Consider the following 26,521-nt stretch of genomic DNA (forward strand, 5'->3'; position numbering starts at 1 on the left):
GCGCGACTGATCGCATCGTCCGCGGGTGGAGCCTAGTTCCCCGACGGATCCGTCGGAGATACCCGGTTCGGGGCCCAGCCTAGTTCCGTCGGGGACCCCCCGCCGACTCGTACGAGCAACGCCCGCGCAGATCGACGTGGTGACTCCGACCTCAGGACTACCCGCCGATTGGGGTGATGACACAGGCGGCGTCTACCATCGCTTGTAGTAGCGCCACCTGTTCGGTGGTGAAGCGCAGGTCGTGTGAGGGAGATTCGAGTGGGGATGCGGCAGAGCCCGAGCGGACACGGGTTCGCCGACAGTCCGGCCGCGGACTCGTCTCCGGCGCCCACGACGCTCCCGGGACGACTCCTCGCGCGGGCCGGCGCCTACATCGCACTGACCAAGCCTCGTGTCATCGAGTTGCTCCTCGTCGCCACCATCCCCACGATGCTGCTGGCCGATCGTGGTTCGGTGGACCTGCCTCTGCTCTTCGCCACACTGTTCGGCGGTTGGATGGGTGCAGCCAGCGCGAACACGTTGAACTGCGTCGTCGACGCCGATATCGACAAGGTCATGAAGCGCACGGCGCGCCGTCCCCTCGCCCGTGAGGCAGTGCCCACGTCGCACGCCTTCGTCTTCGGCACACTGCTCGGCATCGCGTCGTTCGCCTGGTTGTGGTGGGCCGCGAACCTGCTCAGCGGCGTTCTCGTCGTCGTGACCATCCTGTTCTACGTGTTCGTCTACACGATGGGCCTCAAGCGTCGGACCTCGCAGAACGTCGTCTGGGGCGGTGCTGCGGGTTGCATGCCGGCGTTGGTGGGATGGTCGGCGGTCACCGGAACCGTCGGCTGGCAAGCCGTCGTGCTGTTCCTGGTCATCTTCTTCTGGACGCCGCCGCACACCTGGGCCCTGGCCATGCGTTACAAGGACGACTACGCCGCAGCCGGTGTGCCCATGCTTCCCGTCGTTGCCACCGAGCAGGTCGTCACACGACAGATCGTCATCTACACCTGGCTCACCGTCGCCGCGACCGCCGCGCTGGTCCCCGCCGCGGGTGTCGTGTACGCCGCGGTGGCACTCGTCGCGGGCGCCTGGTTCCTCCTGATGGCTCATCAGCTCTACGCGGGTGTACGCCGCGGCGAGCCGGTCAAGCCCCTGCGTCTGTTTCTCCAGTCGAACAACTACCTGGCCGTCGTCTTCATCGGCCTGGCCGTCGACTCGGTGCTCGGCATGAACACCGTGTCGCAGTTCTTCTCCTGACAGCCGTGACTCAGGGCTCCAGAACCAAGGAGCCGGTGGTCCGGCGTGCTTCGAGTTCGGTGTGCGCCCGGCGGGCCTCCGCCAGCGGGTAGCGGTGCTCGACCCGCACCGACAACGTCCCGTTCGCGACGGCGCCCATGACGGCCCCACCGCGCCACTCGAGCTCGGCTCGGTCGCGAATGTGGTGGGCGAGGGTCGGCCGAGTCAGGAATACCGATCCGGCCTTGTTGAGCCGCTGAGGGTCGACCGGCGGAACCGGTCCGCTGGCCGCCCCGAACAGGGCGACGGTGCCGCGGATCCGCACGCTGTCGAGACTTGCGTCGAAGGTCGTCCTGCCGACGCCGTCGTAGACCGCCGCCACCCCCTCGCCACGGGTGATGTCGCGTACCCGGGCTGCGATGTCGTCGTCGTACCGCAGGACATGGGACGCTCCCGCGTCGCGGGACAAGGCGTCCTTGTCGTCCGACGAGACGGTCGTGATCACCTCGACCCCCTTCGCGACCGCGAGCTGGGTGAGCAGCAACCCGACTCCGCCGGCCCCGGCGTGCACCAGCACGGTGTCCCCGGACACGGCCGCGTAGGTCGACTCGACGAGGTAATGCGCCGTCATCCCCTGCAGCAGCACCGACGCTGCTCGAGGGAAATCGACGCCGTCGGGAACCGGGACGGCCGCGGCCACGGGCACGACCGCGAGTTCGGCGTAGCTACCGGGCGCGCTGGCCCATGCGACCCGGTCACCGACCCGGATGTCGGTGACGTCGGATCCGATCTCCTCGACGACCCCGGCGCCCTCGTCGCCGGGAACGTACGGCAATTCTCGGGGGTAGGCCCCGCTCCGGAAATAGGTGTCGATGTAGTTGATGCCGGCGGCCTGCACTCGGACGAGGAGGTCGGTGGGGCCGGGACGTGGATCGGGGGCCTCGGTGTACTCGAGAACGTCGGGTCCGCCGGTCCTGGTGATCACCACTGCTCGCATCACCGGAGTCTTGCACTACCGGCGCGGACGCGGGGGACGGGACACGAGGTTACCGATGGGTAGGAGTGCGGCGGAGGCACCGGGTATTCTCACGGCATGAGTACCGAGAGCATCGAGAACGCACCCAAGGGCTCGTCCGGCATGAGCACCGAGACGGCTGCACCACCGTCGAGTCTGGTGTCGTCCATCGAGTCGTTCGTTGCCGCCCACGGCGGCTCGGCGACGGTCGTGTTGCAGCCCCTGGGGCGTGCGGGCGTTCGCATCACACTGGTCGGTGAGGACGGTGTCCTGGGGGACCGCGTCGCCGCCGATCTGGCGACCGCGCACGCGGTGGTGGATTCGTTGGATTCGGTGACCATCGGCGAGTGGGATCGCGAACTGACGAGCATCGTCACCCCCCGCAAGGGTCATTTCGCGCAGATGGCCGGGTGGGTCGCGGGCCAGACCAAGTTCCCGAAGGCACGCAACGGCCAGTAGGGACTGCTCAGCGAACGTGCTCGGGTCGCACGTTCTCGGCGTCGGGTGCCGGGATGGACTCCCGGTGACGTGACGCCGACCAGACCGCAGCAGTCGCCGCGGTACACGCGGCGGCTCCCGCGACGTGCACCGCCACCAGCGCGGCAGGCACGTCGGTGAAGTACTGGACGATGCCGACCGACGCCTGCGCAACCACCAGCGCGATCAGGATGTGAAGCCGCTTCTTCACGGCAGTCGCTCCCGAGGGGCTGACCGCGTAGACGCCGAAGGTCAGTCCGACGAGCAGGGCCAGGTAGCCGACCAGTAGTTCCGCATGGAGATGCACGAGGGTGACGATCTCCACCTCGAGTCGTGCCACGTCCGCGTCGCCGGCGTGCGGTCCGGCTCCGGTGACCATCGTGCCCGCCACCAGAACACCGGTGAGCAGGACCGCCGACAGAACGGTCAGCCACCGCAGGGGAGCCGGAACGGACGGCACGGACACACCGTCGTCGGCCTCGCCGATCTTGTGGAACAGCAGAGTCGCCAGCCACACCATCAGCATCGAGATGATCAGGTGCACGGCGACCGTCCACCACAGCAGACCGGTGAGAACGGTGATTCCGCCGACGCCGGCCTGCAGCACGGTTCCGGCGGGCATCAGCCACGCGTAGACGACCACTTCGCGCCGACGCCGTGCGCGGATGACGGCGAGCACGATGGCCGCGGCTGTCAGCACGACGGCGAAGGTCAGCATGCGGTTGCCGAATTCGACCGCCTGATGCAACACCGGGACCTCGGACACGCCCACGGGAGTGAAGCTGCCGGGGAAGCACTGGGGCCACGTGGGGCACCCCAGGCCGGATGCCGTGACGCGCACGATGGCGCCGGTGACGGAGATGCCGCCCTGGGTCACGATCACGACGAACGCGATGATCCGCTGCACGCGCACGGAGGGCAGCGGCAGGCGATCGACCAGGGACAGGAACGCACGAGAAAGCACGACTCGATCGTAGACGCCGAGTCCTACACGGTGTAGTTGGCCCGCGTCCGGCCGGACGGTTCGCCTAGGTGAAGGAGAACTTGCGGGTGGCCCAGAACCCGCACACCGCGGCCCACACGGCAAGCACCAGGACGCCGAACAGGTCCACGCGCCCCACCACGGCCTGCTCGAGTGTTTCCGCCATCGCGCCCGACGGCACGAGACGCGCGATCATCCGCACGGCCCCGGGAAGCGAGTCGTCGGCGAAGATCACACTGCCGATACCGAGCATCACGAACCACGCGATGTTGGCCAGAGCGAGCACGATCTCTGCTCGAAGTGTTCCGCCGAGAAGAAGGCCCATCGTCGCGAACGTCACGGTGCCCAGGGCGATGACGACGGCCCCGAGGAGCAGCCCGCCGGGAGTCGGACGCCATCCGAGGACGAGCCCGATGACACCCAGCAGAACCGACTGCGCGGCAACGACGATCAGGACGGCGATCGACTTGCCCGCGATCGCGCCCCACTTCGGCAGAGCGGTCGCCCCCAGTCTCTTCAGGGCGCCGTAGCGTCGATCGAAGCCCACAGCGATGGCCTGACCGGTGAAAGCCGTCGACATCACGGCGACCATCATCACGGCGGGAACGACTGTTCCGACGCGCTCGGAGCCGAAGTCGCCGAACGGCAGAAGTGTCAGACCGATGAGCAACGTGACCGGGATGAACATGGTGAGCAGCAACTGCTCACCGTTGCGGAGGAGCAGGACGAGTTCGAGTCGGGACTGCGCCGCGAGCATGCGACCGCGAGGCGCCGCCTGCGGATTCGGTGTGAACGTCCCCGGTTCGAATCTGTCCGTCGTGCGTTCGGACCGTGATGTCACGCTCACCCTCTCAGTTCCCGCCCCGTCAGATCGAGGAACACGTCCTCGAGGCTGCGCTGCTCCACGCGGAGATCGGTGGCCAGCACGTTGAGTCGAGCACACCACGAGGTCACCGTCGCCAGTACCTGGGGGTCGATGGTTCCTTCGAGCAGATAGGACCCCGGCGAGCTCTCGACGGGGTCGAAGCCCTCGGGCAGCACCATCTGCAACAACGAGAGATCGAGTCCGGCCGGTGCGGAGAACCGCAGCTGCCCCTCGGCTCCACGTCGAGTGAGTTCCGTCGGTGTCCCCGACGCCACGACGCGGCCGTGGTCGATGATCACCAGATCGTCGGCCAGCTGCTCCGCCTCGTCCATCAGGTGGGTTGTCAGCAGGATGCTGACGCCGTCCCGGCGGAGGGCATCGATCATGTCCCACACCAGGAGTCGCGCCTGTGCGTCGAGTCCGGCGGTGGGCTCGTCCAGGAAGACGAGTTCCGGTCGTCCCACCAGCGCGCAGGCGAGGGAGAGTCGCTGTTGCTGCCCGCCGGACAGGCGTCGGTACGGGGTGCGGACGGCGTCGGTGAGACCGAGCTGCGCCATCAACCACGCGGGGTCGAGCGGATCGGCAGAGTAGGACGCGACCAGGTTCAGCATCTCGCCCGCACGGGAGCCCGGGTAGGCGCCGCCGCCCTGGAGCATCACACCGATGCGGGGCTTGACACGCTCCGCGTCTCCGACGGGATCGAGCCCGAGAACGCGGACGTCGCCGGAGTCGGGGGAGAGAAACCCCTCGCACATCTCGACGGTCGTCGTCTTGCCGGCGCCGTTGGGTCCGAGCAGAGCGAGCACGCGGCCGCGGTGGAGAGTCAGGTCGAGACCGTCGACCGCCGTCGTCGATCCGAAGTGGCGGACGACGTTCGTGAGCGACACCGCAGGCGTCAGCGTCGCGGACGAACCGGACGCGGGTGGGGAGGCGGGTCGCGAGGTCACGATGATCCAGCGTAGGCGTCCGAGGAGGGCTCGGACGCCGCCGCCCCGTCGCGTGCTCTCCACGGAAGGATTCTTCTGGTCGCGGCGATGATCAGGGCGACGGTCAGAACCGTGGCCACGGCCGCCTGCACGATGACGAACGGCTGCACCTCGCCTCCCGTCGGCATGACGATGAGAGAGACGAAGGCGGAGAAGGCGATCACCGGTACTCGGAACGCGGGCCGGGTGGCCCAGGCCGCGAGCGGGGTGACGGCCCACAGCAGGTACCAGGGCTGGACGACGGGGAAGAGCAGCACCAGAGCGCCGAGCGACACTCCGAGAGCACCGATCGGATGCAACCGTCCGAGGAGCACCGAGACGAGCATCCGGACGATGATGACGGCCGCGACGAACGATGCGATCGGACGGGTGAGGGACAGCACGGCCGTGGTGTGGTCGCCGATACCCAGCAGCACCCCGGCGCCTCCGGTCGCGAGACCGAGAAGTGTGGGCAACGACATCCAACTGCGTACGGCACTGGCCGTGTTCAAGGTGCCCAGCCATCCGAATCCGAGGCCGCTCGCCGTGCTCACCGCGAGGAACACCACCAGGGTGACGGCCCCGAGCACCGCCGCGGCGACGGCGACGTCGCGCGCCCTGCCGCCGCGCCGTCGTGCCAGCGCCATGCCGACGAAGCCCAGGGCGAGGATCGACGGGATCTTGATGGTCGCGGACAATGCGATGATCGCCGCCCCGGCGAGAAGCAGTCCGATCTCCCGTCGATTCATCGGTCCGGTCCGGCCGGCCGACTCGATGGCACGGAAGGCGATTTCGAGGCCGGCGAGCATCAGGCCGAGCATGGCCGCCTCGTTGTGGATCCCGGCGACCAGATGGAACAGCAGCAACGGGTTCGCGGCGCCGAGCCACAGCGCAGCCACGCTCGACACCCCGCACCGGGCCGCGAGTCTGGGCAGCGCCCACACGATGAGGACGACTCCGGCCAGGGCGACGATGCGGTGCAAGAAGATGCCGGCCACGATGTTGTCGCCGGTGATCGCGGTGATACCCCGCCCGATCCACAGGAAGAACGGCCCGTACGGCGCCGGGGTGTCGCGCCAGATGTTGGGAACCGTCCGGGTGAGGACGTGGTCGACGCCGAGCGCGGCCTGCGGTCCGATGGAGTACGGATCCAGTCCGCGGGCCGTGATCTCGCTCTGCGCCAGGTACGAGTAGACGTCCTTGCTGAACATCGGGGGAGCGACGCACAGGGGAACGATCCACAGTGCGAGTGTCCGGTCGAGTTGCGACCTGGACAGACGTCGCGGCGACGAGCCCGCTCCGAAGGAGCCGACGGCGAGCCGGCCGAGCAGGAGCCACGCGAGCACGACGATCGCCGTGCCGATCATCGTCACGGTCAGCGCGGCGGGGAGTGCGCGAGCGAACAGGCCCAGGACGCGGACGCCCTGGACGGGGTTCTGCAGGACGGGTTGCGCGCCGGCCCCCAGAGCGCCGAGCGCCATCATCGCGGCTCCGGTGGCACCGAATCGGCGGATGTGGCTCAGGTCGCGCTCTTCCGCGGCGTTCAGACCCGGACGGTCGGGTTCGTTGTCGTGCAGGACCGCGACACGGTCGCTGCGCGGGGAGCCGTCGATGCCGAGGACGCGGCGCGTCACGCGAACGACCGTCGTCCGGGTCGTCCTCGCCGACTGCGCGACGCGCGACTCCGTCACCGGGACGTTGTCGTCGGAGGGGGGCACAGGGCGAAGCGTATCGACACCTCGGTCACCGCCACCACAACGGCCGATGTCGCGCCCGTGCGAGGGCGGCGTCCGTCGACCCAGGGTGCCCTTGCTGGAACCTGTCCGGTAATTCGGTCACACTGGTGTTGTGAAAACGACTACCGAACGTTCCAGCGAGCGCGCAGGCGCCCGCGACGACGTCCCGTCGGTCACCTCCGCAGCCGGATCTGCGGTCGCCGCCGAGGGGCGCACGCGCTCGTCGGTCATCACCCTTCTCCTGGAGGAGGGGCCGATCAGCGCGACCGACGTCGGTTCCCGGCTCGGGATCAGCGCGGCCGGAGTGCGCAGGCACCTCGATGCTCTCATCGACGCGGGCGACGCGCGCGTCACCATGACGCCGCGGCCCGGCTCCCGCACGCGTGGCCGTCCGGCCAAGATGTTCTCGCTCACCGCCCGAGGACGATCACGGTTGGGGCACTCGTACGACGACCTGGCCGGCGCGGCCATGCGTCACCTCCGGGAGATCGGCGGCGACGATGCGGTCCGCACCTTCGCGCGTCGTCGCATCCAGTCCATCGTCGCCGACGTCGAGCCCGCGGACACCTCGTCGCACGAATCGGTGTCACGCACGGCCGATGCCATCGCCGAGGCGCTGACGGACTCCGGATTCGCCGCCTCCACCAGGCCGGTCGGGAACGGCGTCCAGATCTGCCAGCACCATTGCCCGGTGTCGCACGTCGCCGCAGAGTTCCCGGAACTGTGCACCGCGGAGAGGGAAGCCTTCGCCGACCTCCTCGGAACGCACGTCCAGCGCCTCGCGACCATCGCCAACGGCGATTGCGCGTGCACGACACATGTGCCCCTTCGCACACTGTCGACCCCCGATTCCGGCAATACCGACGACGACGTCGGTGTTGCACCAGGCGAAGTCGCACACGACGACGCCGCCACCGACCCCACAGTCAGTCTCACGCTCGATCGCCTCCGGAAGGAGCCCGCATGACCGTCACACCAGACCAGGTGACCCCCACGGTGCCCGCGACACTCACGCAGGACGAGACCATCGCCTCGCTGGGTACCTACGGATACGGCTGGTCGGACTCCGACGTCGCCGGCGCGAGCGCGAAGCGAGGCCTCTCCGAGGCCGTCGTGCGTGACATCTCGCAGAAGAAGAGCGAGTCCGAGTGGATGCTCGAGACGCGTCTGAAGGCCCTCAAGACCTTCGACCGCAAGCCCATGCCCAACTGGGGTTCGAACCTCGACGGCATCGACTTCGACAACATCAAGTACTTCGTGCGCTCCAGCGAGAAGCAGGCCGCGACCTGGGACGACCTGCCGGCGGACATCAAGAACACGTACGACCGTCTCGGCATCCCGGAGGCGGAGAAGCAACGCCTCGTGTCCGGTGTCGCGGCACAGTACGAGTCCGAGGTCGTCTACCACTCGATCCGCGAGGACCTCGAGGAGCAAGGTGTCATCTTCATGGACACCGACACGGGCCTGCGTGAGCACCCGGAGATCTTCAAGGAGTACTTCGGCTCGGTCATCCCGGCCGGAGACAACAAGTTCTCGGCGCTGAACACCGCCGTGTGGTCCGGTGGATCCTTCATCTACGTGCCCCCGGGCGTCCACGTCGACATCCCGCTGCAGGCGTACTTCCGCATCAACACCGAGAACATGGGCCAGTTCGAGCGGACGCTCATCATCGTCGACGAGGGTGCCTACGTGCACTACGTCGAGGGATGCACCGCGCCGATCTACAAGTCCGACTCGCTGCACTCCGCCGTCGTGGAGATCATCGTCAAGAAGGGTGGTCGGTGCCGCTACACCACCATCCAGAACTGGTCGAACAACGTCTACAACCTGGTGACCAAGCGCGCCAAGGCAGAGGCCGGCGCCACCATGGAGTGGATCGACGGCAACATCGGCTCCAAGGTCACCATGAAGTACCCCGCGGTCTGGATGACCGGTGAGCACGCCAAGGGCGAGGTTCTCTCCGTGGCGTTCGCCGGTGAGGGTCAGCACCAGGACACCGGGTCCAAGATGCTGCACCTCGCGCCGAACACGTCCTCGAACATCGTCAGCAAGTCCGTGGCACGCGGCGGCGGCCGCACGTCCTACCGTGGTCTGATCCAGATCAACAAGGGCGCGCACGGGTCTCGCTCCACCGTCAAGTGTGACGCCCTGCTGGTCGACCAGATCAGCCGCAGCGACACCTACCCGTACGTCGACATCCGCGAGGACGACGTGACGATGGGTCACGAGGCCACCGTGTCCAAGGTCAGCGACGACCAGCTCTTCTACCTGATGAGCCGCGGGCTCACCGAGGACGAGGCGATGGCCATGGTTGTCCGCGGCTTCGTCGAGCCCATCGCGAAGGAGCTCCCCATGGAGTACGCCCTCGAACTCAACCGCCTGATCGAACTGCAGATGGAGGGATCGGTCGGATGACCTCGCCCCACAGTGATGTCACCACCGGCTCTGCCGGCGTGATCGGCGCCGTCGTCGGCGAGAACAAGCGTGAGATCGTCGCGAACAAGGGCGCGCAGTTCTCGTCGTACGACGTCGAGGCGTTCGAGATCCCGTCCGGTCGCGACGAGATCTGGCGCTTCACGCCGCTGCGTCGACTCCGCGGTCTGCACGACGGGTCGGCGACAGCGACCGGCACCGCCCGTGTGACGGTGTCCGACGCTCCGGAGTCGGTGCGCGTCGAGACCGTCGGTCGTGAGGACCAGCGTCTCGGCAAGGCCGGCGTGCCCGCCGACCGTGTCGCGGCGCAGGCCTACTCGTCGTTCGAGTCCGCCACCATCGTCACCGTCGCCGGTGAGGCCGAGCTCTCCGAGCCTCTCACCATCACGGTCGACGGCCCCGGCGCCGACTCGGTCGCCTACGGACACCTCCAGATCCGGGTCGAGGCGTTCGCTCGCGCCACCGTCGTGCTCGAGCAGCGCGGCGGCGGCACCTACGCCGAGAACGTCGAGTTCCTCGTGGCCGACAGCGCACAGCTCACGGTCGTGGCGCTGCAGGAGTGGGACGACGACGCCGTGCACGTGGCGTCGCATCACGCCTCGGTCGGACGCGACAGTGTCCTGCGGTACTTCTCGGTCAGTCTCGGTGGAGACCTGGTGCGGCTCACCCCGACCGTCAACTTCACCGGTCCGGGCGGCGACGCCGAACTGCTCGGCCTGTACTTCGCCGACGACGGTCAGCACCTCGAGCAGCGGTTGCTGGTCAACCACACGGCGCCCAACTGCAAGTCGAACGTCGTCTACAAGGGCGCGCTGCAGGGTGACCCCGCGTCGAAGAAGCCCGATACGCGCACTGTGTGGATCGGCGACGTCGTCATCGGCGCCAAGGCGGAGGGCACGGACACCTTCGAGCTCAACCGCAACCTGATCCTGACCGACGGTGCGCGCGCGGATTCCGTGCCGAACCTCGAGATCGAGACAGGGGAGATCGCCGGCGCCGGGCACGCGAGTGCCACCGGACGGTTCGACGACGAGCAGCTCTTCTACCTGCGGTCGCGCGGTATCCCCGAGGATCAGGCGCGCAAGCTCGTGGTGCGTGGGTTCTTCCACGACATCATCGCCAAGATCCCCGTCGATTCGATCCGGACACGCTTGTCCGACGCGGTCGAAGCAGAACTCGCCATCACCGGCGTCTGATCGCTCGACCCACCACACTCTCGTCACCATTTCCGACAGGCAAGGAACTTCATGTCCACTCTCGAAATCCGCGATCTGCACGTCGACGTCGCGAACACCGACGACGCTTCGCAGCCGATCGAGATCCTGAAGGGTGTGAACCTCACGGTCTCGTCCGGTGAGACGCACGCGATCATGGGCCCCAACGGCTCCGGCAAGTCCACGCTGTCCTACGCGATCGCAGGCCACCCCAAGTACCGCGTCACCTCGGGCAGCATCATGCTCGACGGGGAGAGCGTTCTCGACATGTCCGTCGACGAGCGCGCTCGCGCCGGCCTGTTCCTGGCCATGCAGTACCCGGTCGAGGTGCCCGGCGTCTCGATGTCGAACTTCCTGCGTACCGCCGCCACCGCCGTCCGCGGCGAGGCCCCGAAGTTGCGCCACTGGGTCAAGGAAGCCAAAGAGGCGATGACCGAGCTCGAGATCGACCCGAAGTTCGCCGAGCGCAGTGTCAACGAAGGCTTCTCCGGTGGTGAGAAGAAGCGTCACGAGATCCTGCAGCTCGGTCTGCTCAAGCCGAAGATCGCCATCCTCGACGAGACCGACTCGGGCCTCGACGTCGACGCGCTGCGCGTCGTGTCGGAGGGCGTCAACCGGTACAAGGAGCGCGAGAACGGCGGCATCCTGCTGATCACGCACTACACCCGCATCCTGCGCTACATCACGCCCGATCACGTCCACGTGTTCTCGGCCGGCCGCATCGTCGAGTCCGGCGGCGCGGAACTGGCCGACGAGCTCGAGACCAACGGGTACGAGCGCTTCACGAAGACCACCGCGGGCGCATGACGGCCGCCGCGACAGTCGGGACGCTCGACGTCGCGCGGCTGCGTGAGGACTTTCCCATCCTGGGCCGCACGGTCCGGGACGGGAAGCCTCTCGTGTACCTGGATTCCGGCGCGACCTCGCAGCGCCCCGTTCAGGTACTCGACGCGGAGCGCCACTTCCTGACCACGTGCAACGCCGCGGTTCACCGAGGTGCGCACCAACTCGCCGAGGAAGCCACCGACGCGTACGAAGGTGCTCGCGCGGCGATCGCCGCGTTCGTCGGAGCGCAGCCGGACGAGATCGTGTTCACGAAGAACGCCACCGAATCGCTGAACCTGGTGACGTACGTCCTGGGCGACGATCGGTTCGACCGATCGCTGCGTCCGGGCGACGAGATCGTGATCACCGAGCTCGAACATCACGCGAATCTCGTTCCGTGGCAGGAACTCTCGCGTCGTACCGGTGCGACGCTGCGGTGGTACGGAGTCACCGACGAAGGCCGCATCGACCTCGATTCGCTCGAGTTGACCGAGCGGACCCGCGTGGTCTCGTTCACGCACCAGTCCAACGTGACCGGCGCCGTGGCACCTGTGGAAGAGATCGTCCGGCGCGCCCGCGCCGTCGGCGCCCTCGTCGTGCTCGACGCGTGCCAGTCGGTGCCGCACATGCCGGTCGACGTCGCGGCGCTGGACGTGGACTTCGCGGCGTTCTCCGGCCACAAGATGCTCGGTCCGTCCGGTGTCGGTGTCCTGTACGGCAAGGCCGCCCTGCTCGCCGCGATGCCTCCGTTCATCACCGGTGGCTCGATGATCGAGACCGTGACGATGGAGCAGACCACGTACGCCGCTCCTCCTCAGCGCTTCGAGGCCGGGGTACCCATGACGTCGCAGGTCGTCGGTCTCGGTGCTGCCGTGGATTACCTGAACGCCCTGGGCATGGATGCGGTCGCCGCCCACGAGCACACCCTCACCGAGGCGGCACTCGCCGAACTCGGCAGTATCGACGGGGTGCGCATCATCGGCCCGACGGACACCCGCGATCGCGGTGGGGCCGTCTCGTTCGTCGTCGACGGCATCCACGCTCACGATCTCGGGCAGATCCTCGACGACGAGGGTGTCGCCATCCGCGTGGGACATCACTGCGCCTGGCCGCTGCATCGTCGCTTCGGAGTCGCCGCCACCGCACGTGCGTCGTTCGCGGTGTACAACACCGTCGACGAGGTGCGAGTTCTCGGCGCCGCGATCCGTACCGCGCAGTCGTTCTTCGGTGTCACCGGTGGTGCCGCATGAGAATGGAACAGATGTACCAGGAAGTGATCCTGGATCACTACAAGCATCCGCACGGCCGCGGTCTGCGTGAGCCGTTCGGCGCCGAGGTGCATCACGTCAATCCCACCTGCGGTGACGAGGTCACCCTGCGAGTCGACCTGGTCGACGGAGTCGTCAAGGACGTGTCGTACGACGGGCAGGGATGTTCGATCAGCCAGGCCGCGACGTCGGTGCTCACCGACCAGGTCGTCGGTCTGACCGTCGAGGACGCGTTGACGACGGTCGATGCCTTCTCGGCGATGGTCGGCAGCCGTGGAACCGTCGAGGGTGACGAGGACGTCATCGGTGACGGCATCGCCTTCGCGGGCGTGGCGAAGTACCCGGCACGCGTGAAATGCGCGCTGCTCGGATGGATGGCATTCAAGGACGCCGTTGTTCGTACTGTGGAGACTCAGGACGAGCACGCGAACAGTGGAGGACGATCATGACCGATACCGACAGCAGCGCAGCGGCGCCCGATTCCGTCATCGAGGACCTCGAGGAGGCCATGCGTGACGTCGTCGACCCCGAACTGGGCATCAACGTCGTCGACCTGGGTCTCGTCTACGGGATCTCCATCGACGACGCGGCAGTGGTGACACTGGACATGACGCTCACGTCCGCGGCGTGCCCGCTGACCGACGTGATCGAGGATCAGAGCCGCACGGCCCTGGTGCGGAGCGGGTTGGCCGAGGAACTCAAGATCAACTGGGTCTGGATGCCGCCGTGGGGTCCGGACAAGATCACCGACGACGGACGCGAACAGCTTCGCGCCCTCGGATTCACGGTCTGACCGTCTTGCTGAAGATGCGGTACGTCCTGCTCGGGTCCACCGGGTAGGACGCCCGCACCGAGCGGAACCAGCCGCCGTCAGCGAGTACCGGTGCAGCTTCGATGGAGTCGTATCCGCGGTCGTGGATGCGCTGGAACAGTTCGAAGATCAGTAACGCCGACGTGCCCTTGTCCGGGCACTCGGGATCGACGAACATCATGTCCAGACGCACGTGCGAGCGGTGCTTGCGACCGCCGGGCCCACGCCACCGCGCGATGGTGTGAAGATCTCGCAGGACGCCGAAGCGTGAGCGCACCGCCCCGAGCGCAGCCTTGTTGACGTCTGGAATGCCCATGACGAAACCGACCACCGTGCCGTCGAGCTCGGCAAAGAGCACGATCTCGCGGTCGAGGATCGGTCGCATCGTCGCGACCAGCTCCTGGATCTCGTCGGGTTCGACCGGGGTGAATCCCCAGAACGAGCTGAACGCCGAGTTGTAGAGCACGCGCAGCTTCTCGACGTCCTCGTCGAAGGTGGCGTCGTTCATCGGTCGGATGGTCACCGACGACCGAGCTTTCCACCGCTGGCCCATCGCGTACTTGCGTTCGAACGGCTTCGTCTGGACCAAGCTGTGCGGATCGTCGTGATAGAAGCTGTGGAACTCCTTGATGCTCGTCATGCCCCAGCTCTCGACGAGCTCGGCGTAGTACGGCGGGTTGTGCGGCATGCCGACCAACGGCGGAATGTCGTTGCCGTGCACCAGTATTCCCGCGCTCCACAACAGCGACGGGCTCATGGGTCCCACCAGTGTGGTCAGCGACTTCGCAGTGGCCCACTCGGCTGCCGCATCGAGCAGCGCGTGCGCCGCCTCGACATCGTCGAGGCATTCGAAGTACCCGAAGTACGCCGTGGGTTCGTCGTAGTGAGCGATGAACACCAGGTCGGCGATGGCGGCGATGCGCCCCACCAGTGTCGAGCCGCGGTAGGCGAGGAAAGCCTGGCTGGTCATGCGACCGCTCGTCTTCTCCGACGGCTTCCGCAACATCGTGCCGACGTCCGCGATGTCGCCGGGGATCCAGTTGCGATCCGACGCGTACACGACGAAGGGGACCTTCGAGAACGCTGCCCAGTCCCGTCGAGAACGGACGGGCGTCACGGTGACCGTGCCGACGGCCGTGTCGGTCTTCGTTGTCATGACACTCCTCCGAGTACCTGTTCGTGTGCCTGGACGCGAGCGCGGGCCACCACCGACTCCCCGGCCCACACGTACTGGCCGGGTCGGACCAGAATCGCGTCGTCGCCGTCGAGGAGGTCGTCGGGCAGGAACACGTCGCACTGGGAGCCGAATCGGATGAGGCCGTACTGCTCGCCGCGTTCGAGTCGGTCGTCGACGTCGGTGTGGGCGACGATCCGGTCGACCCACAGGTCTGCGATCTGAGTGACGAAGACCGTGGAACCGGCGTCGTGTCGGATGCCGATGGTGAGGCGTTCGTTGGTCAGCAAGTAGTCGCACCCCTCGTCGTACGGGGTGCGGTGCAACACCAGATTGGCCGTCATGCGGGCCATCGACCTGTTGAACGGGGCGGCGCCGCGATGTTCACGGAGCACGACTGTCCCTCCGACGGGGGCGCGGTTGCGGTGGACGGAGTGCTCCGTCATGTACGTCCCGATCAGCCACCCGCTGGCATCGGACTCGACGCCCGCGTACTCGGACAACCGTATGGAGCGTCGCTTCTTCACGGCGATGGGCAGTTCGCCGCGCTCGACCCGTTTGACGTACGTGACGTAGCCGTCGGCCGCCGACACGATCGACGACGGGTCTGCCGGCGGTGTGCGGTCGGGGTCGCGCAGGAACGCCGCGGTCCGCCAATACGAGTAGCCGCCGACGAGGAGCGCGGCGGCGGCCGATCCGAGGACCCCCACTGCGGGTAGTCGGGATGTCACGAGGGGCTCTTTCCGTGATCGATCCGTTCGACGAGCGCGATGAACGCGTCGTACAGCCGTGTGCGGAGGACGCTGTCGAGTGCGACCGCTGCGAGTCCGAGTGTGCCCAGGGCGACGTAGTAGAGAAGGCCCAGGGTGAACTCGACGAAGTCGCCGGCGAACACGCGTACGCGGTAGCGCAGGCCCGACTCGAGGAAGACCGGCTGAGGGGGCACCCGGCCGGCGCGTGCCGGCCGGGGAGTGGGGCGCACCGTCACGCAGTGACCAGCCGCGTCCGGGTGCCGGCGTGACGGAACTGGATCTTCGACAGGTAGAGCGCGAACAGCGCGTCGTGATCCCACGTCGATCCGTCGAAGCCGGCCGGCATACGCGACGGGGCGTTGGACCGCCGGATGAGGTCGTTGACGTCGGAGCCCAACAGAGATGCGGTCTTCTCGACGGGAATCTTGCTGTCGACGATCGCCTTGAACTCCGTCCACGGCACCAGCTTCAGTCCGAGTGCATTCGCGATCACCGCATTGCTGTACTCGACGGGATTCGACGGCACCAGGTGGTGCATCGTGTCGTCGCCGAGTGCGTTGTCGGTGAGCACGCGGGCGAGAACGTCGACCGGGGCGTAGTTCATGCCCGGTCCGTCCCACATGACTCCGACGGCGTTCGCGAGTTCGATGGCGCGCCAGAAGCTGTACACGCGACCCGGGTCCTTACCCACCGTCGTGCTGCCCAGGACGTAGGGGGACTGCGCCAGGGTCACGGACGCGACGCCGTCGCGTGCGAGCCACCCCAGGAGTTCACCGTTGATCCACTTCATCTGGCAGTAGCCGGAGTACCACCAGGAATCGGGTCGCTGGAAGTCCTCGGGGCTGGTGTAGATGAAGGCACCGATCGACCCCATGTACGTCAGATGCTTGCGACGGTCCTCGAGAGTGAACTGGACGACGCGCAGGAGGCTCTCGAACCAGTCCTGGCGCAGCTCGACGTAGGAGGAGTCGTAGTCGGTCGAGCTGGCCGAGTTGAACACCTGGTCGACGGTTCCGCGGAGTTCGAGGTAGGTGTCCTCGTCCAGACCGAACCGCGACCGCGTCGGCACCGCCTCGAGGACGACGATCTTCGAGCGGTCGATCGCCGTGATCGAGTAGTTCTCGACCGTCTCGTAGAACCGCTCCACCGCGGTGGAGTCGCCCGCGGACCGCACGCCGGCGTACACGCGTGTCACCTCGGGACGCGTCGACAGTTCGGCGACGAGGTGAGCGCCGACGAATCCGTTCGCGCCGAAGACGAGGGCGACCTCCGCAGCGGGGGCGGCCATCTGCTGGACGAGCTCCACCGTGGCCGGGTCGACGACCGGCCGGAGAAGCTCGGGGGAGCCGGCGCTGAGCGCGGCGATGTCCGCGTACTTCCGGGAGAACAGCAGCGACGGTGCGTCGGCCGTCAGCGGTACGACAGGGCTGACGAGGTGGCCGTCGTTGGCAACGGTGGTGAACGTGTAGTCGTCGAACAATGTGACTCCCCCGAGTAGTGGTGCATGTGCGATACGACGCACGATTTCTTCTACGACGACAGTAGGAGCGTCGTTCGGGAGACCAACCGCGTTCGGCGTTGTGAGCCACACGGATTCAGGGCGCCGCGTTTGTGAAGGTCGTGCTCGCGTGCACGTCGGGGCGGAATCGTCGTCAGGCTCCCTTGCGGTGCTGCTCCTGCGAGTCGGCCTTCTTCGCCGCGGTCTTCTTGGCGGGGGCTTTCTTGGCGGGAGCCTTCTTCGCGGCCGCTTTCTTCGCCGGAGCCTTCTTGGCGGGTGCCTTCTCGGCCGGAGCCTTCGACGACTCGCCGCCCGAGGTGTCGCTGCGACCCTTGCCGGAGCGACCGGCCGCTTCGACGCTGCGTTGCAGCGCGGCGACGAGGTCGACCACCTCGGCGTCCTCGCCGGAGTCCGCGTCGTCGTCGCGTTCGGCGTGGATGACCTTCTCGCCACCGTTCTCGATCGCCTCGTCGAGCACCTTGCGGAGCTCGATCTGGTAGTCGTCGGTGTACTCGGACGGGTCGAAGTCACCGGACATGCTCTCGACGAGCGCACCGGCCATCTTCAGCTCCTGGGGCCGGGGAGCGGTGACGTCGTCCAGGGACGAGAACTCGGCCGCGCGGACCTCGTCGGGCCACAGCAATGTCTGGATCATGAGCACGTTCTCGTGCACGCGCAGCGCAGCCAATCGCGTCTTCTGACGGAGAGTGAAGTGCACCAGCGCCGTGCGATCGGTCTCGGCCAGCGTTTCCCGCAGCAGGACGTACGCCTTCGGCGAGGTGGAGTCCGGTTCGAGGTAGTAGCTCTTGTCGAAGAGGATGGGGTCGATCTGCTCGGTGGGCACGAACTCGAGTACCGGAATCTCGTGCTTCTCCGCTGCGGGGAGCGTGGAGAAGTCCTGATCGGTCAGGACGACCCGGTCACCGTCCGGCGACTCGTAGGCCTTGTCGATGTCCGCGAACTGGACCGACTCGCCGCAGACCGAGCACTTGCGGTCGTACTTGATGCGCCCGCCGTCCTTGCCGTGGACCTGGTGGAATTTGATGTCGTGGTCCTCGGTGGCGGTGTACACCTTGACCGGCACGTTCACCAGGCCGAAGGCGATGGCGCCTTTCCAGATCGATCGCATGTGTCCAATCTTGGGCCACGCGCGGTCACATTTCCAGCACCCGTCACCCGGATTCCGATGCCGCGCCGGGAACAGCGGACATCACGGTGCGCCGGACCGCCCCCAGGATGACTCGTCTGTCCGCGTGGTCGATGCGCGAGAACACCGTCAGCATGGCGCGCGACATACCGGTCACGTCGTCGTCGGACGACAGGTAGGCGCGTTGCGACGCGTCGCTCATGTCGAAGAACGTGTCGAAGAACGTCGCGATCGCGCCCGGGGCAAGATCCAACAGCGCATCGGCGCCGATGGACCTCAGCCGATTCACGGTGCGGGACCGAACCGTGTCGACGCGGCCTCCGGTCAGGACTGCGCCGGTGATGGCGTCGGCGCGCCGGAGCGACGCCGCCACGCTGTATCCGGTGGCCGTGTGAAGAGCGGGGCTCCGCGTGCCCGTGGTCAGCACCCCCGCGACGGTGGTTGCCGGCGGACGCATCGCGAAGCGGACCCGTTCGACCGGTTCGTCGCCCGTGGGGGACAGCCCGCGGCCCTCCAGACGAACCGTGAGTCGACGCGACAGCTCGCTGAACGGCAGGCCCGGTCGGCCGACCAGACAGGTTTCCTCGAGCAGTACCGAGCCGTCGCCGAGCGGGACCGCATAGAGGAAGGACGGGGTCGCACCGACCACCGAACCGTTGTCCTGACGCCAGTCCATGACCAACGTGGGCGCATCGTCCATGGTCCGGGCCGCGACGTCGGCATCGACGACGATCCCGTAGGCGGTCTGTTCGGGTATCCCCGGTCCGACGGCCGAACCGCGGGCGTCGACGACTGTTCCGGCCGTCACGACGGTCCCGTCGGCGGTGGTCACCGATCGCGAGTCGACGGCCGCCGCGTGCGCCGCGACGACCGTCACCCCGTCGAGGGTCAGGCAATCCTGGAGCCGCGAGGTGTCCAGGACCGTGTAGCTACGACCCACCACGTGACGTCGCTCACCGATCACGACGGGGGAGTCGACTGTGCTCGCGCGGACGGACGCGGGTACCCAGCCGGGCACCTCGTCCGCCCACGTCCCGTAGGTGTTGATCCACCGCCGATCGGGATGGGGATCCATCAGGGTCACCGACGCCCCCGCTCGCGCGCAGCGATGAGCCGCAGCACGGCCGGACGGGCCGGCCCCGAGGACCAGGACGTCGGTCAGAGGGACCCCGTCGCCAACAGTCCGCCGTCGACGCGCACCGTCTCTCCGGTGATCCACGACGATGCGTCGGACACCAGGAAGCCGACGAGTTCGGCGACATCCTCGGGAGTTCCGAGCCGCTTCATGGGGTAGCCCGCGGCCGCGGCCTCCTCGCCCCCGGCGACGAGCGCCTCGGCGAACTTGGTCTTGACGACGCCGGGAGCCACCGCGTTGACCCGGATCGACGGTCCGAGCTGCCAGGCGAGCTCCTCCGTGAGGCGGATAAGTGCCGCCTTCGACGCACCGTATGCCGCGATGACACCGGTCGACCGGATGCCCGCGACGCTGGCGAGGTTGACGACGGCGCCGCCGTGTTCGCCCATCCACGCTCGGTGCGCCTGCTGGATGTAGGCGAGTGACGCGACGACGTTCACCTCGAAGATCTTCCTGACGCCGTCGAGGTCGGCGTCCATGAGGGACCCGTAGACCGGGTTGATGCCGGTGTTGTTGATCAGGATGTCGAGCGACCCGAGTTCGGCGACGGTCCGGTCGACGGTCTCGCGTCGTGAATCGTCGTCTCCGGCGTTGCCCGCGATGGTCAGAATGCGCGCACCGGGTACCTCGGCGCGCAGTTCCTCGGCCGCGGCGTCGAGCGGCTCCTTCTTGCGCGCGGTGATGGTGACCGATGCGCCCCGCGCGAGCAGATTCGCCGCCACGGCCTTGCCGATACCGCGACTCGCGCCGGTGACCAGTGCGACGCGGCCCTGCAGATCCTGTTCCTTGTCCATGGCTCGAACGTTAGCGGAGTCACTTCCTGGTGGCCCGCGACCGGCCGGGGAGGCGTTAAAATGAAGGTTTGCCGCGGTTGTCGTCCCACGTGGCAACGTCGAAGTCTGAGGAGTCAAGCACCGTGATCACCGCCACCGACCTGGAGGTTCGTGCCGGCGTGCGTACTCTTCTGTCCGCTCCCGGCCCCGCGTTACGCGTGCAGGCCGGTGACCGCATCGGTCTGGTCGGGCGCAACGGCGCCGGCAAGACCACCACCCTGCGCATCCTGGCAGGTGAAGGCGAGCCCTACGCAGGCTCGGTGACGCGGTCCGGTGAGCTCGGATATCTGCCCCAGGATCCGAAGGAGGGCAACCTCGATCTGCTGGCCAAGAACCGCGTGCTGTCCGCGCGTGGTCTGGACACTCTGCTCGACGACATGGAGAAGCAGCAGGCGCTGATGGCCGAGGTGGCCGACGAGGAACGACTGGACAAGGCCGTACGGAAGTACGGAGAGCTCGAGGAGCGTTTCGCCTCGCTGGGCGGATACGTGGCGGAGAGCGAGGCCGCGCGCATCTGCAACAGCCTCGGACTGCCCGATCGGATCCTCGGTCAGCAGCTGCGCACGTTGTCCGGCGGCCAGCGTCGTCGCGTCGAACTGGCCCGCATCCTCTTCGCCGCGTCCGACGGCAGTGGTGGCCGCTCCGGCACCACACTGCTGCTCGACGAGCCCACCAACCACCTCGACGCCGACTCCATCACCTGGCTGCGCGGGTTCCTGCAGAACCACGAAGGCGGCTTGATCGTGATCAGCCACGACGTCGAGCTGCTGGCCGACGTCGTCAATCGTGTGTGGTTCCTCGACGCCGTGCGCGGTGAGCCCGACGTCTACAACATGGGGTGGAAGAAGTACCTCGACGCGCGCTCCACGGACGAGCAGCGTCGCCGTCGTGAACGCGCCAACGCCGAGAAGAAGGCCGGTGCCCTGCGCGTGCAGGCTGCCAAGATGGGCGCCAAGGCGACGAAAGCTGTTGCGGCACAGAACATGGCGAAGCGCGCCGACAAGCTGATGGCGAACCTGGACGAGGAGCGTGTGTCCGATCGGGTGGCGCACATCCGATTCCCGGAGCCCGCTGCGTGCGGCAAGACACCGCTGATGGCCACCAACCTGACCAAGATGTACGGCTCCTTGGAGATCTTCGCGGGCGTCGATCTCGCGATCGACCGTGGGTCACGCGTGGTCGTCCTCGGACTCAACGGTGCGGGTAAGACCACGCTGCTCCGCATTCTCGCCGGCACCGAGAAGAGTGATTCGGGACAGATCGAACCCGGGCACGGCCTGCGCATCGGTTATTTCGCGCAGGAACACGACACTCTGGACGACATGGCATCGGTGTGGGAGAACGTGCGTCACGCAGCGCCGGACACTCCCGAGCAGGAGTTGCGATCGCTGCTCGGCGCGTTCATGTTCACCGGGCCTCAGCTCGAGCAGCCGGCAGGAACACTGTCCGGTGGTGAGAAGACGCGCCTCGCGCTCGCAGGTCTGGTGTCGTCCGCTGCCAATGTCCTGCTCCTCGACGAGCCCACCAACAACCTCGACCCGATCTCGCGCGAACAGGTTCTCGAGGCGCTGCGCAGCTACAAGGGCGCCGTCGTCCTGGTGACGCACGATCCGGGTGCGGCCGAGGCCTTGTCACCCGAACGCGTGATCCTGCTGCCCGACGGCAACGAGGACCACTGGTCCGAGGACTACCTGGAGCTCATTCAGCTCGCCTGACCCGGCTCACGAACGGTCGCGGCGGACCGACTCCTCGACCAGATCCAGCACCGCCGAGAGGTTCTCCGTGTTCTGGCCCGAGGCGATGCGGGTGACCAGTCCGTCCATGACGAGGTCGAGATACCCCAGCAGCACGTCGGTCGGGACGTCGTCCCGCAGGCGACCTGCCGACTTCTGACGTTCGAGCCGTGAGAGCACCGCGTCCTGCAGCTCGACGGACCGCTCGGACCACCCGGCACGGAATTCCGCGTCCGTCTTGAGGCGACGCGCGATCTCCAGGCGTGTGCCGAGCCAGTCGAACTCTTCCGGCGCCGCGAGCATGTCGCGCATGACCTGCACCAGGCCCTGCTCGGCGGCGACGTCCGCCATGCGCCGGGCATCCTCGCGCGCGAGGGCGAGGAACAGCCCGTCCTTGTCCTTGAAATGGTGGAAGATCGCGCCCCGCGACAGCGAGGTGGCCTCCTCGAGCCGACGCACGGTGGCGCCCTCGTACCCGAACTCGGCGAAGCAGCGCCGGGAACCGTCGAGGATCTGACTCCGGCGTGCGGCCAGATGGTCGTCGCTGACCTTCGGCACTCGGTGCTCCTGTCGTGTGCTGGGGGGACATAGTGCCGATCGCAGAACGCGCACGGCCGAACCGGCGATACACGCGGTATCGCGGCGCGGTCGTGCGCGTTCTGCTCCCCTCACGGGGTGCTGTTCACGGAGGTGATCAGCCGATCATGTTGCGCAGCACGTACTGCAGGATGCCGCCGTTGCGGTAGTACTCCGCCTCGCCGGGGGTGTCGATGCGGACGACGGCGTCGAACTCGACGGCCGAGCCGTCTTCCTTCGTCGCGGTGACGTGCATCGTCTTGGGCGTGCGGCCCTCGTTCAGCTCGGTGATGCCCGAGATGTCGAAGGTCTCGGTGCCGTCGAGCTTCAGCGACGCCGCGGACTCACCGGCGGGGAACTGCAGCGGGACGACGCCCATGCCGATGAGGTTGGAGCGGTGGATGCGCTCGAACGACTCGGTGATGACGGCCTTGACGCCGAGCAGGCGGGTGCCCTTGGCAGCCCAGTCACGCGAGGAGCCGGAGCCGTACTCCTTGCCGCCCAGGACGACCAGCGGGATGCCGGCGTTCTGGTAGTTCTGCGACGCGTCGTAGATGAAGGCCTGCGGGCCACCGTCCTGTGTGAAGTCGCGGGTGTAGCCACCCGAGACGTCGTCGAGGAGCTGGTTGCGCAGTCGGATGTTCGCGAACGTTCCGCGGATCATGACCTCGTGGTTGCCGCGACGCGAGCCGAAGGAGTTGTAGTCCTTGCGCTCGACACCGTGCTCGTCGAGGTACTGCGCGGCCGGCGTGCCTGCCTTGATGTTGCCGGCGGGGGAGATGTGGTCGGTGGTGACCGAGTCTCCGAGGTACGCCAGAACGCGTGCACCGGAGATGTCGGTGACAGCCTCCGGATCCTTGGGCATGCCGTCGAAGTACGGGGGCTTCCGCACGTAGGTCGACTGCGGATCCCACTCGAACGTCTTGCCGTCCGGGGTGGGCAGTCCGCGCCAGCGCTCGTCGCCCTTGAAGACGTCGGCGTAGCCCTTGGTGTACATCTCCTTGGAGATGGACGAGTCGATCGTGTCCTGAATCTCCTTGGGGGACGGCCAGATGTCCTTCAGGAAGACGTCGTTGCCCTCGTTGTCCTGACCCAGAGCGTCGTGCTCGAAGTCGAAGTCCATCGTGCCGGCCAACGCGTAGGCGATGACGAGCGGCGGGGACGCGAGGTAGTTCATCTTCACGTCGGGGGAGATGCGACCCTCGAAGTTGCGGTTACCGGACAGGACGGCGGTGACCGTGAGGTCGTTGTCCTGGATGGCTTCGGAGATCTTGGGATCGAGCGGACCGGAGTTACCGATACACGTGGCGCAGCCGTATCCGACGAGGAAGAAGCCGAGCTTCTCCAGGTACGGCCACATGCCGGCCTTGTCGTAGTAGTCGGTGACGACCTGCGAACCCGGCGCCATGGAGGTCTTGACCCACGGCTTGCTGGTCAGGCCCTTGTCGACGGCCTTCTTGGCCAGCAGGGCAGCGCCGAGCATGACCGACGGGTTGGAGGTGTTGGTGCACGAGGTGATCGACGCGATGGCGACGGCGCCGTGATCGAGCACGAAGGAGCCCTGCTCGTCCGAGTCGACGCGCACCGGGTTGGTCGGGCGACCCTCGGCGTTACCGGCGGCGGAGTGCAGCGGAGCCGCATCGTCGTCGGCGAAGGACAGCGTGGCCGGATCCGAGCCCGGGAACGTCTCGTCCAGTGCCTCGTCCAGCTTGGACGGAGTCGCGTCGACGTCCTCGCCACCCACGTAGTTGTGGATGTCCTTGCGGAACGCGATCTTGGACTCCGACAACAGGATCCGGTCCTGAGGACGCTTCGGTCCGGCGATGGACGGAACGACGTCGCCGAGGTCGAGCTCGAGGTACTCGGAGTACGTCGCCTCGTTCTCGGGGTCGTGCCACATGCCCTGCTCCTTGGCGTACGCCTCGACGAGAGCGAGCTGCTCGTCGGTACGTCCGGTGAGGCGCAGGTAGTCCACGGTCTCGGAGTCGATCGGGAAGATCGCGGCGGTGGAGCCGAATTCGGGGCTCATGTTGCCCAGCGTCGCGCGGTTGGCCAGGGGGACCTCGGCCACGCCCTTGCCGTAGAACTCGACGAACTTGCCGACGACGCCGTGCTTGCGCAGCATGTCGGTGACGGTGAGCACCACGTCGGTCGCGGTGACGCCCGGCTTGATCTCGCCGTTGAGCTTGAAGCCGACGACACGCGGGATGAGCATGGAGACGGGCTGGCCGAGCATGGCCGCCTCGGCCTCGATGCCGCCGACGCCCCAGCCCAGCACGCCGAGGCCGTTGACCATGGTGGTGTGCGAGTCGGTGCCGACGCAGGTGTCGGGGTAGGCCTGGCCGTTGCGCACCATGACGGTGCGCGCGAGGTGCTCGATGTTGACCTGGTGCACGATGCCGGTGCCCGGGGGGACGACCTTGAAGTCGTCGAACGCGCCCTGGCCCCAGCGCAGGAACTGGTAGCGCTCGCCGTTGCGCTGGTACTCGATGTCGACGTTGCGCTCGAACGCGTCGGCGCGGCCGAACACGTCGATGATGACGGAGTGGTCGATGACCATCTCGGCGGGAGCGAGAGGGTTGACCTTCTCCGGGTCGCCACCGAGGGCGGTGACGGCTTCACGCATGGTGGCGAGGTCCACGATGCAGGGGACTCCGGTGAAGTCCTGCATGATCACGCGCGCCGGCGTGAACTGGATCTCGATGCTGGGCTCGGCGGACGGATCCCACGCAGCGATCGCGTCGATGTGGTCCTTGGTGATATTGGCGCCGTCCTCGGTGCGCAGCAAGTTCTCTGCGAGCACCTTGAGGGCATAGGGCAACTTCTCGGTGCCGGGAACAGCGTTCAGTCGGAAGATCTCGTACGAGTTCTCTCCGACCTCCAGCGTTCCCTTCGCGCCGAACGAATCGATACTTGAGGTCACGTCAGCTCCACTCGTCTTCAGGGCTGCCGTCGACGGGGCTGTGTCGACGGCCTTACGAGAGCAGGCGGGCGTCGCCGGTGGGCCGGGTGAGGGTGCACCCGGCGGCGTCGAGTCCGCCGCTGTCTCTGTGTTCGATTCTAACAGTACGCTTGTCCTGTGAGAATGGCGGGCAGATCGCCGATGTCTTTCTCACCGCGTACGACGTCATCGTTCTCTACAGTCCCGGCACGCGCAATCACCGCCCCGCGGAACCGAGTGCGCCTCCGAGGGGCCGCGGGATTCGTACCGTAGGGTTTCGCTCGCAAGTACGAGTCACGCATCGACAGAAGATGCTCGATCCCGGACGGACGATGTCACCCTCACCCAGCGACCACATCCTGTCCATGCCGGCGCCCGCGGAGGTGCCGACATTCGTCGACCTGTCGTCGACGCTGGCGGATGTCGCCGACGACGGTGTCGCCGCTCCCGGAAAGGACATCGCCGGTCTCGAGGGCGTCGTCGCTCGGGCGAGCGAGCACGGTATCGACCTGTCCATCGTCGTGGTGGACGAGCCCGCACCCCTCGACTCCCAGCTCCGCGACCTCGCGACGTCTGTCGGCGCGACGGACGGCGGCACCGTTCTCGTCCTCGGGCCGGGCCAGGTGGGAACGTTCAGCGATTCGATCGACCGGGTCACACTCGAGGCCGGGCAGGATCAGGCCTACACGGGGGACCCGGTGGCGTCCGCGAACAATTTCCTGGACGTCGTCCTCGAGCCCGGTACGCCGTGGACCGCCCTGACCGTTGCTCTCGTCCTGGTCGTCGCGGCGGTTCTGTCCGGTACCTGGTGGGCGAACGCCCGTCGTCATGACGCCGCCCGGGTGACAGCAGACCGGCGCGCTCGAGGACAGGTCACCGACGGCGGGGCCATTCCCGCCGACGATCTGTGACCATTCCTG

At 67.3% G+C, this 26,521-nt stretch carries 25 protein-coding genes; 11 read left to right on the forward strand and 14 right to left on the reverse strand.

The window, feature by feature from the left end; genetic code table 11:
* Positions 1-252 precede the first annotated feature (252 nt).
* Positions 253-1,242, forward strand: a complete 990-nt coding sequence (locus ASG64_RS16975) for a heme o synthase (RefSeq protein WP_042574642.1) — start codon at positions 253-255, stop codon at positions 1,240-1,242.
* 10 nt (positions 1,243-1,252) lie between these two features.
* Here ASG64_RS16975 and ASG64_RS16980 read toward each other — a convergent pair whose 3' ends face one another.
* Positions 1,253-2,218 (reverse strand): quinone oxidoreductase family protein, encoded by a 966-nt coding sequence (locus ASG64_RS16980; protein ID WP_056075132.1) that lies wholly within the window; start codon positions 2,216-2,218, stop codon positions 1,253-1,255.
* A gap of 141 nt (positions 2,219-2,359) precedes the next feature.
* Between ASG64_RS16980 and ASG64_RS16985 the strand changes: the two genes are divergently transcribed.
* Positions 2,360-2,695: a hypothetical protein gene (locus ASG64_RS16985; RefSeq protein WP_056075136.1), complete on the forward strand. Its 336-nt coding sequence runs from the start codon at positions 2,360-2,362 to the stop codon at positions 2,693-2,695.
* A 7-nt stretch (positions 2,696-2,702) separates the two neighbouring features.
* Here the strand turns inward: ASG64_RS16985 and ASG64_RS16990 are convergent, their stop codons facing one another.
* The 4 genes from ASG64_RS16990 to mptB all read right to left on the reverse strand — a co-directional run bounded on the left by ASG64_RS16990 (position 2,703) and on the right by mptB (position 7,159).
* Entirely contained in the window at positions 2,703-3,677 is a 975-nt protein-coding gene (locus ASG64_RS16990; RefSeq protein WP_042574594.1) for a COX15/CtaA family protein, read from the reverse strand.
* A 64-nt stretch (positions 3,678-3,741) separates the two neighbouring features.
* Positions 3,742-4,536 carry an ABC transporter permease gene (locus ASG64_RS16995; protein WP_042574593.1) on the reverse strand — a complete coding sequence of 265 codons (795 nt, stop codon included), beginning with the start codon at positions 4,534-4,536 and terminating at the stop codon, positions 3,742-3,744.
* 2 nt (positions 4,537-4,538) lie between these two features.
* Complete coding sequence (locus ASG64_RS21650) at positions 4,539-5,507, reverse strand: ABC transporter ATP-binding protein (protein ID WP_442971159.1); 969 nt, start codon at positions 5,505-5,507, stop codon at positions 4,539-4,541.
* Positions 5,504-7,159 (reverse strand): polyprenol phosphomannose-dependent alpha 1,6 mannosyltransferase MptB, encoded by a 1,656-nt coding sequence (mptB, locus tag ASG64_RS21655; RefSeq protein WP_156388465.1) that lies wholly within the window; start codon positions 7,157-7,159, stop codon positions 5,504-5,506. The genes ASG64_RS21650 and mptB overlap by 4 nt, the downstream gene beginning before the upstream one ends.
* Before the next feature lie 214 nt (positions 7,160-7,373).
* Between mptB and ASG64_RS17010 the strand changes: the two genes are divergently transcribed.
* From ASG64_RS17010 to ASG64_RS17040, 7 genes are read left to right on the forward strand one after another with little or no spacing between them, the layout of a single operon-like run.
* Positions 7,374-8,228 (forward strand): helix-turn-helix transcriptional regulator, encoded by an 855-nt coding sequence (locus tag ASG64_RS17010; protein ID WP_082518564.1) that lies wholly within the window; start codon positions 7,374-7,376, stop codon positions 8,226-8,228.
* On the forward strand, positions 8,225-9,676 hold the full coding sequence (gene sufB / locus ASG64_RS17015; RefSeq protein WP_042574592.1) for a Fe-S cluster assembly protein SufB: 1,452 nt from the start codon (positions 8,225-8,227) through the stop codon (positions 9,674-9,676). Before ASG64_RS17010 ends, sufB begins: the two co-directional genes overlap by 4 nt.
* The gene (sufD, locus tag ASG64_RS17020) at positions 9,673-10,890 is read left to right on the forward strand and encodes a Fe-S cluster assembly protein SufD (RefSeq protein ID WP_056074761.1); all 1,218 of its coding nucleotides are present in this window, start codon (positions 9,673-9,675) and stop codon (positions 10,888-10,890) included. The genes sufB and sufD overlap by 4 nt, the downstream gene beginning before the upstream one ends.
* 51 nt (positions 10,891-10,941) lie before the next feature.
* On the forward strand, positions 10,942-11,715 hold the full coding sequence (sufC, locus tag ASG64_RS17025; RefSeq protein WP_042574590.1) for a Fe-S cluster assembly ATPase SufC: 774 nt from the start codon (positions 10,942-10,944) through the stop codon (positions 11,713-11,715).
* A complete protein-coding gene (locus ASG64_RS17030; RefSeq protein ID WP_056074763.1) occupies positions 11,712-12,983 on the forward strand; it encodes a cysteine desulfurase in 1,272 nt (423 codons plus the stop codon). Before sufC ends, ASG64_RS17030 begins: the two co-directional genes overlap by 4 nt.
* The gene (gene sufU / locus ASG64_RS17035; RefSeq protein WP_042574588.1) at positions 12,980-13,450 is read left to right on the forward strand and encodes a Fe-S cluster assembly sulfur transfer protein SufU; all 471 of its coding nucleotides are present in this window, start codon (positions 12,980-12,982) and stop codon (positions 13,448-13,450) included. The genes ASG64_RS17030 and sufU overlap by 4 nt, the downstream gene beginning before the upstream one ends.
* Positions 13,447-13,794, forward strand: a complete 348-nt coding sequence (locus tag ASG64_RS17040) for a metal-sulfur cluster assembly factor (protein WP_042574587.1) — start codon at positions 13,447-13,449, stop codon at positions 13,792-13,794. The genes sufU and ASG64_RS17040 overlap by 4 nt, the downstream gene beginning before the upstream one ends.
* Here the strand turns inward: ASG64_RS17040 and ASG64_RS17045 are convergent.
* The 7 genes from ASG64_RS17045 to ASG64_RS17075 all read right to left on the reverse strand — a co-directional run bounded on the left by ASG64_RS17045 (position 13,784) and on the right by ASG64_RS17075 (position 20,312).
* Positions 13,784-14,968 carry a GNAT family N-acetyltransferase gene (locus tag ASG64_RS17045; protein ID WP_056074766.1) on the reverse strand — a complete coding sequence of 395 codons (1,185 nt, stop codon included), beginning with the start codon at positions 14,966-14,968 and terminating at the stop codon, positions 13,784-13,786. The two genes, ASG64_RS17040 and ASG64_RS17045, sit on opposite strands and share 11 nt — an antisense overlap.
* On the reverse strand, positions 14,965-15,717 hold the full coding sequence (locus ASG64_RS17050; RefSeq protein WP_056074767.1) for a phosphatidylserine decarboxylase: 753 nt from the start codon (positions 15,715-15,717) through the stop codon (positions 14,965-14,967). The genes ASG64_RS17045 and ASG64_RS17050 overlap by 4 nt, the downstream gene beginning before the upstream one ends.
* Positions 15,714-15,974 carry a hypothetical protein gene (locus ASG64_RS17055; RefSeq protein WP_156388448.1) on the reverse strand — a complete coding sequence of 87 codons (261 nt, stop codon included), beginning with the start codon at positions 15,972-15,974 and terminating at the stop codon, positions 15,714-15,716. The genes ASG64_RS17050 and ASG64_RS17055 overlap by 4 nt, the downstream gene beginning before the upstream one ends.
* Positions 15,971-17,218, reverse strand: coding sequence for an SDR family oxidoreductase (locus ASG64_RS17060; protein ID WP_235579640.1), 1,248 nt, complete (start codon positions 17,216-17,218; stop codon positions 15,971-15,973). Before ASG64_RS17060 ends, ASG64_RS17055 begins: the two co-directional genes overlap by 4 nt.
* A 172-nt stretch (positions 17,219-17,390) precedes the next feature.
* Positions 17,391-18,365, reverse strand: a complete 975-nt coding sequence (gene ku / locus ASG64_RS17065) for a non-homologous end joining protein Ku (RefSeq protein ID WP_056074771.1) — start codon at positions 18,363-18,365, stop codon at positions 17,391-17,393.
* 43 nt (positions 18,366-18,408) lie between these two features.
* Positions 18,409-19,602, reverse strand: coding sequence for a lycopene cyclase family protein (locus ASG64_RS17070; RefSeq protein ID WP_162245405.1), 1,194 nt, complete (start codon positions 19,600-19,602; stop codon positions 18,409-18,411).
* Positions 19,542-20,312 (reverse strand): SDR family oxidoreductase, encoded by a 771-nt coding sequence (locus ASG64_RS17075; RefSeq protein WP_042574583.1) that lies wholly within the window; start codon positions 20,310-20,312, stop codon positions 19,542-19,544. Before ASG64_RS17075 ends, ASG64_RS17070 begins: the two co-directional genes overlap by 61 nt.
* A gap of 122 nt (positions 20,313-20,434) precedes the next feature.
* Here ASG64_RS17075 and ASG64_RS17080 point away from each other — a divergent pair, with 122 nt between their 5' ends.
* The gene (locus tag ASG64_RS17080) at positions 20,435-22,066 is read left to right on the forward strand and encodes an ABC-F family ATP-binding cassette domain-containing protein (RefSeq protein ID WP_042574582.1); all 1,632 of its coding nucleotides are present in this window, start codon (positions 20,435-20,437) and stop codon (positions 22,064-22,066) included.
* 6 nt (positions 22,067-22,072) lie between these two features.
* On the opposite strand, the gene ASG64_RS17085 is transcribed toward ASG64_RS17080, so the two are convergent.
* Both ASG64_RS17085 and ASG64_RS17090 read right to left on the reverse strand, forming a co-directional pair.
* The gene (locus ASG64_RS17085; RefSeq protein ID WP_042574581.1) at positions 22,073-22,642 is read right to left on the reverse strand and encodes a TetR/AcrR family transcriptional regulator; all 570 of its coding nucleotides are present in this window, start codon (positions 22,640-22,642) and stop codon (positions 22,073-22,075) included.
* A 136-nt stretch (positions 22,643-22,778) separates the two neighbouring features.
* Complete coding sequence (locus ASG64_RS17090; RefSeq protein WP_056074775.1) at positions 22,779-25,583, reverse strand: aconitate hydratase; 2,805 nt, start codon at positions 25,581-25,583, stop codon at positions 22,779-22,781.
* A 350-nt stretch (positions 25,584-25,933) separates the two neighbouring features.
* Between ASG64_RS17090 and ASG64_RS17095 the strand changes: the two genes are divergently transcribed.
* Positions 25,934-26,512 (forward strand): Rv1476 family membrane protein, encoded by a 579-nt coding sequence (locus ASG64_RS17095; protein WP_156388449.1) that lies wholly within the window; start codon positions 25,934-25,936, stop codon positions 26,510-26,512.
* The last annotated feature ends 9 nt before the right edge of the window (positions 26,513-26,521 follow it).

The organism is Rhodococcus sp. Leaf247 (assembly GCF_001426185.1).
Lineage (GTDB): Bacteria > Actinomycetota > Actinomycetes > Mycobacteriales > Mycobacteriaceae > Rhodococcoides.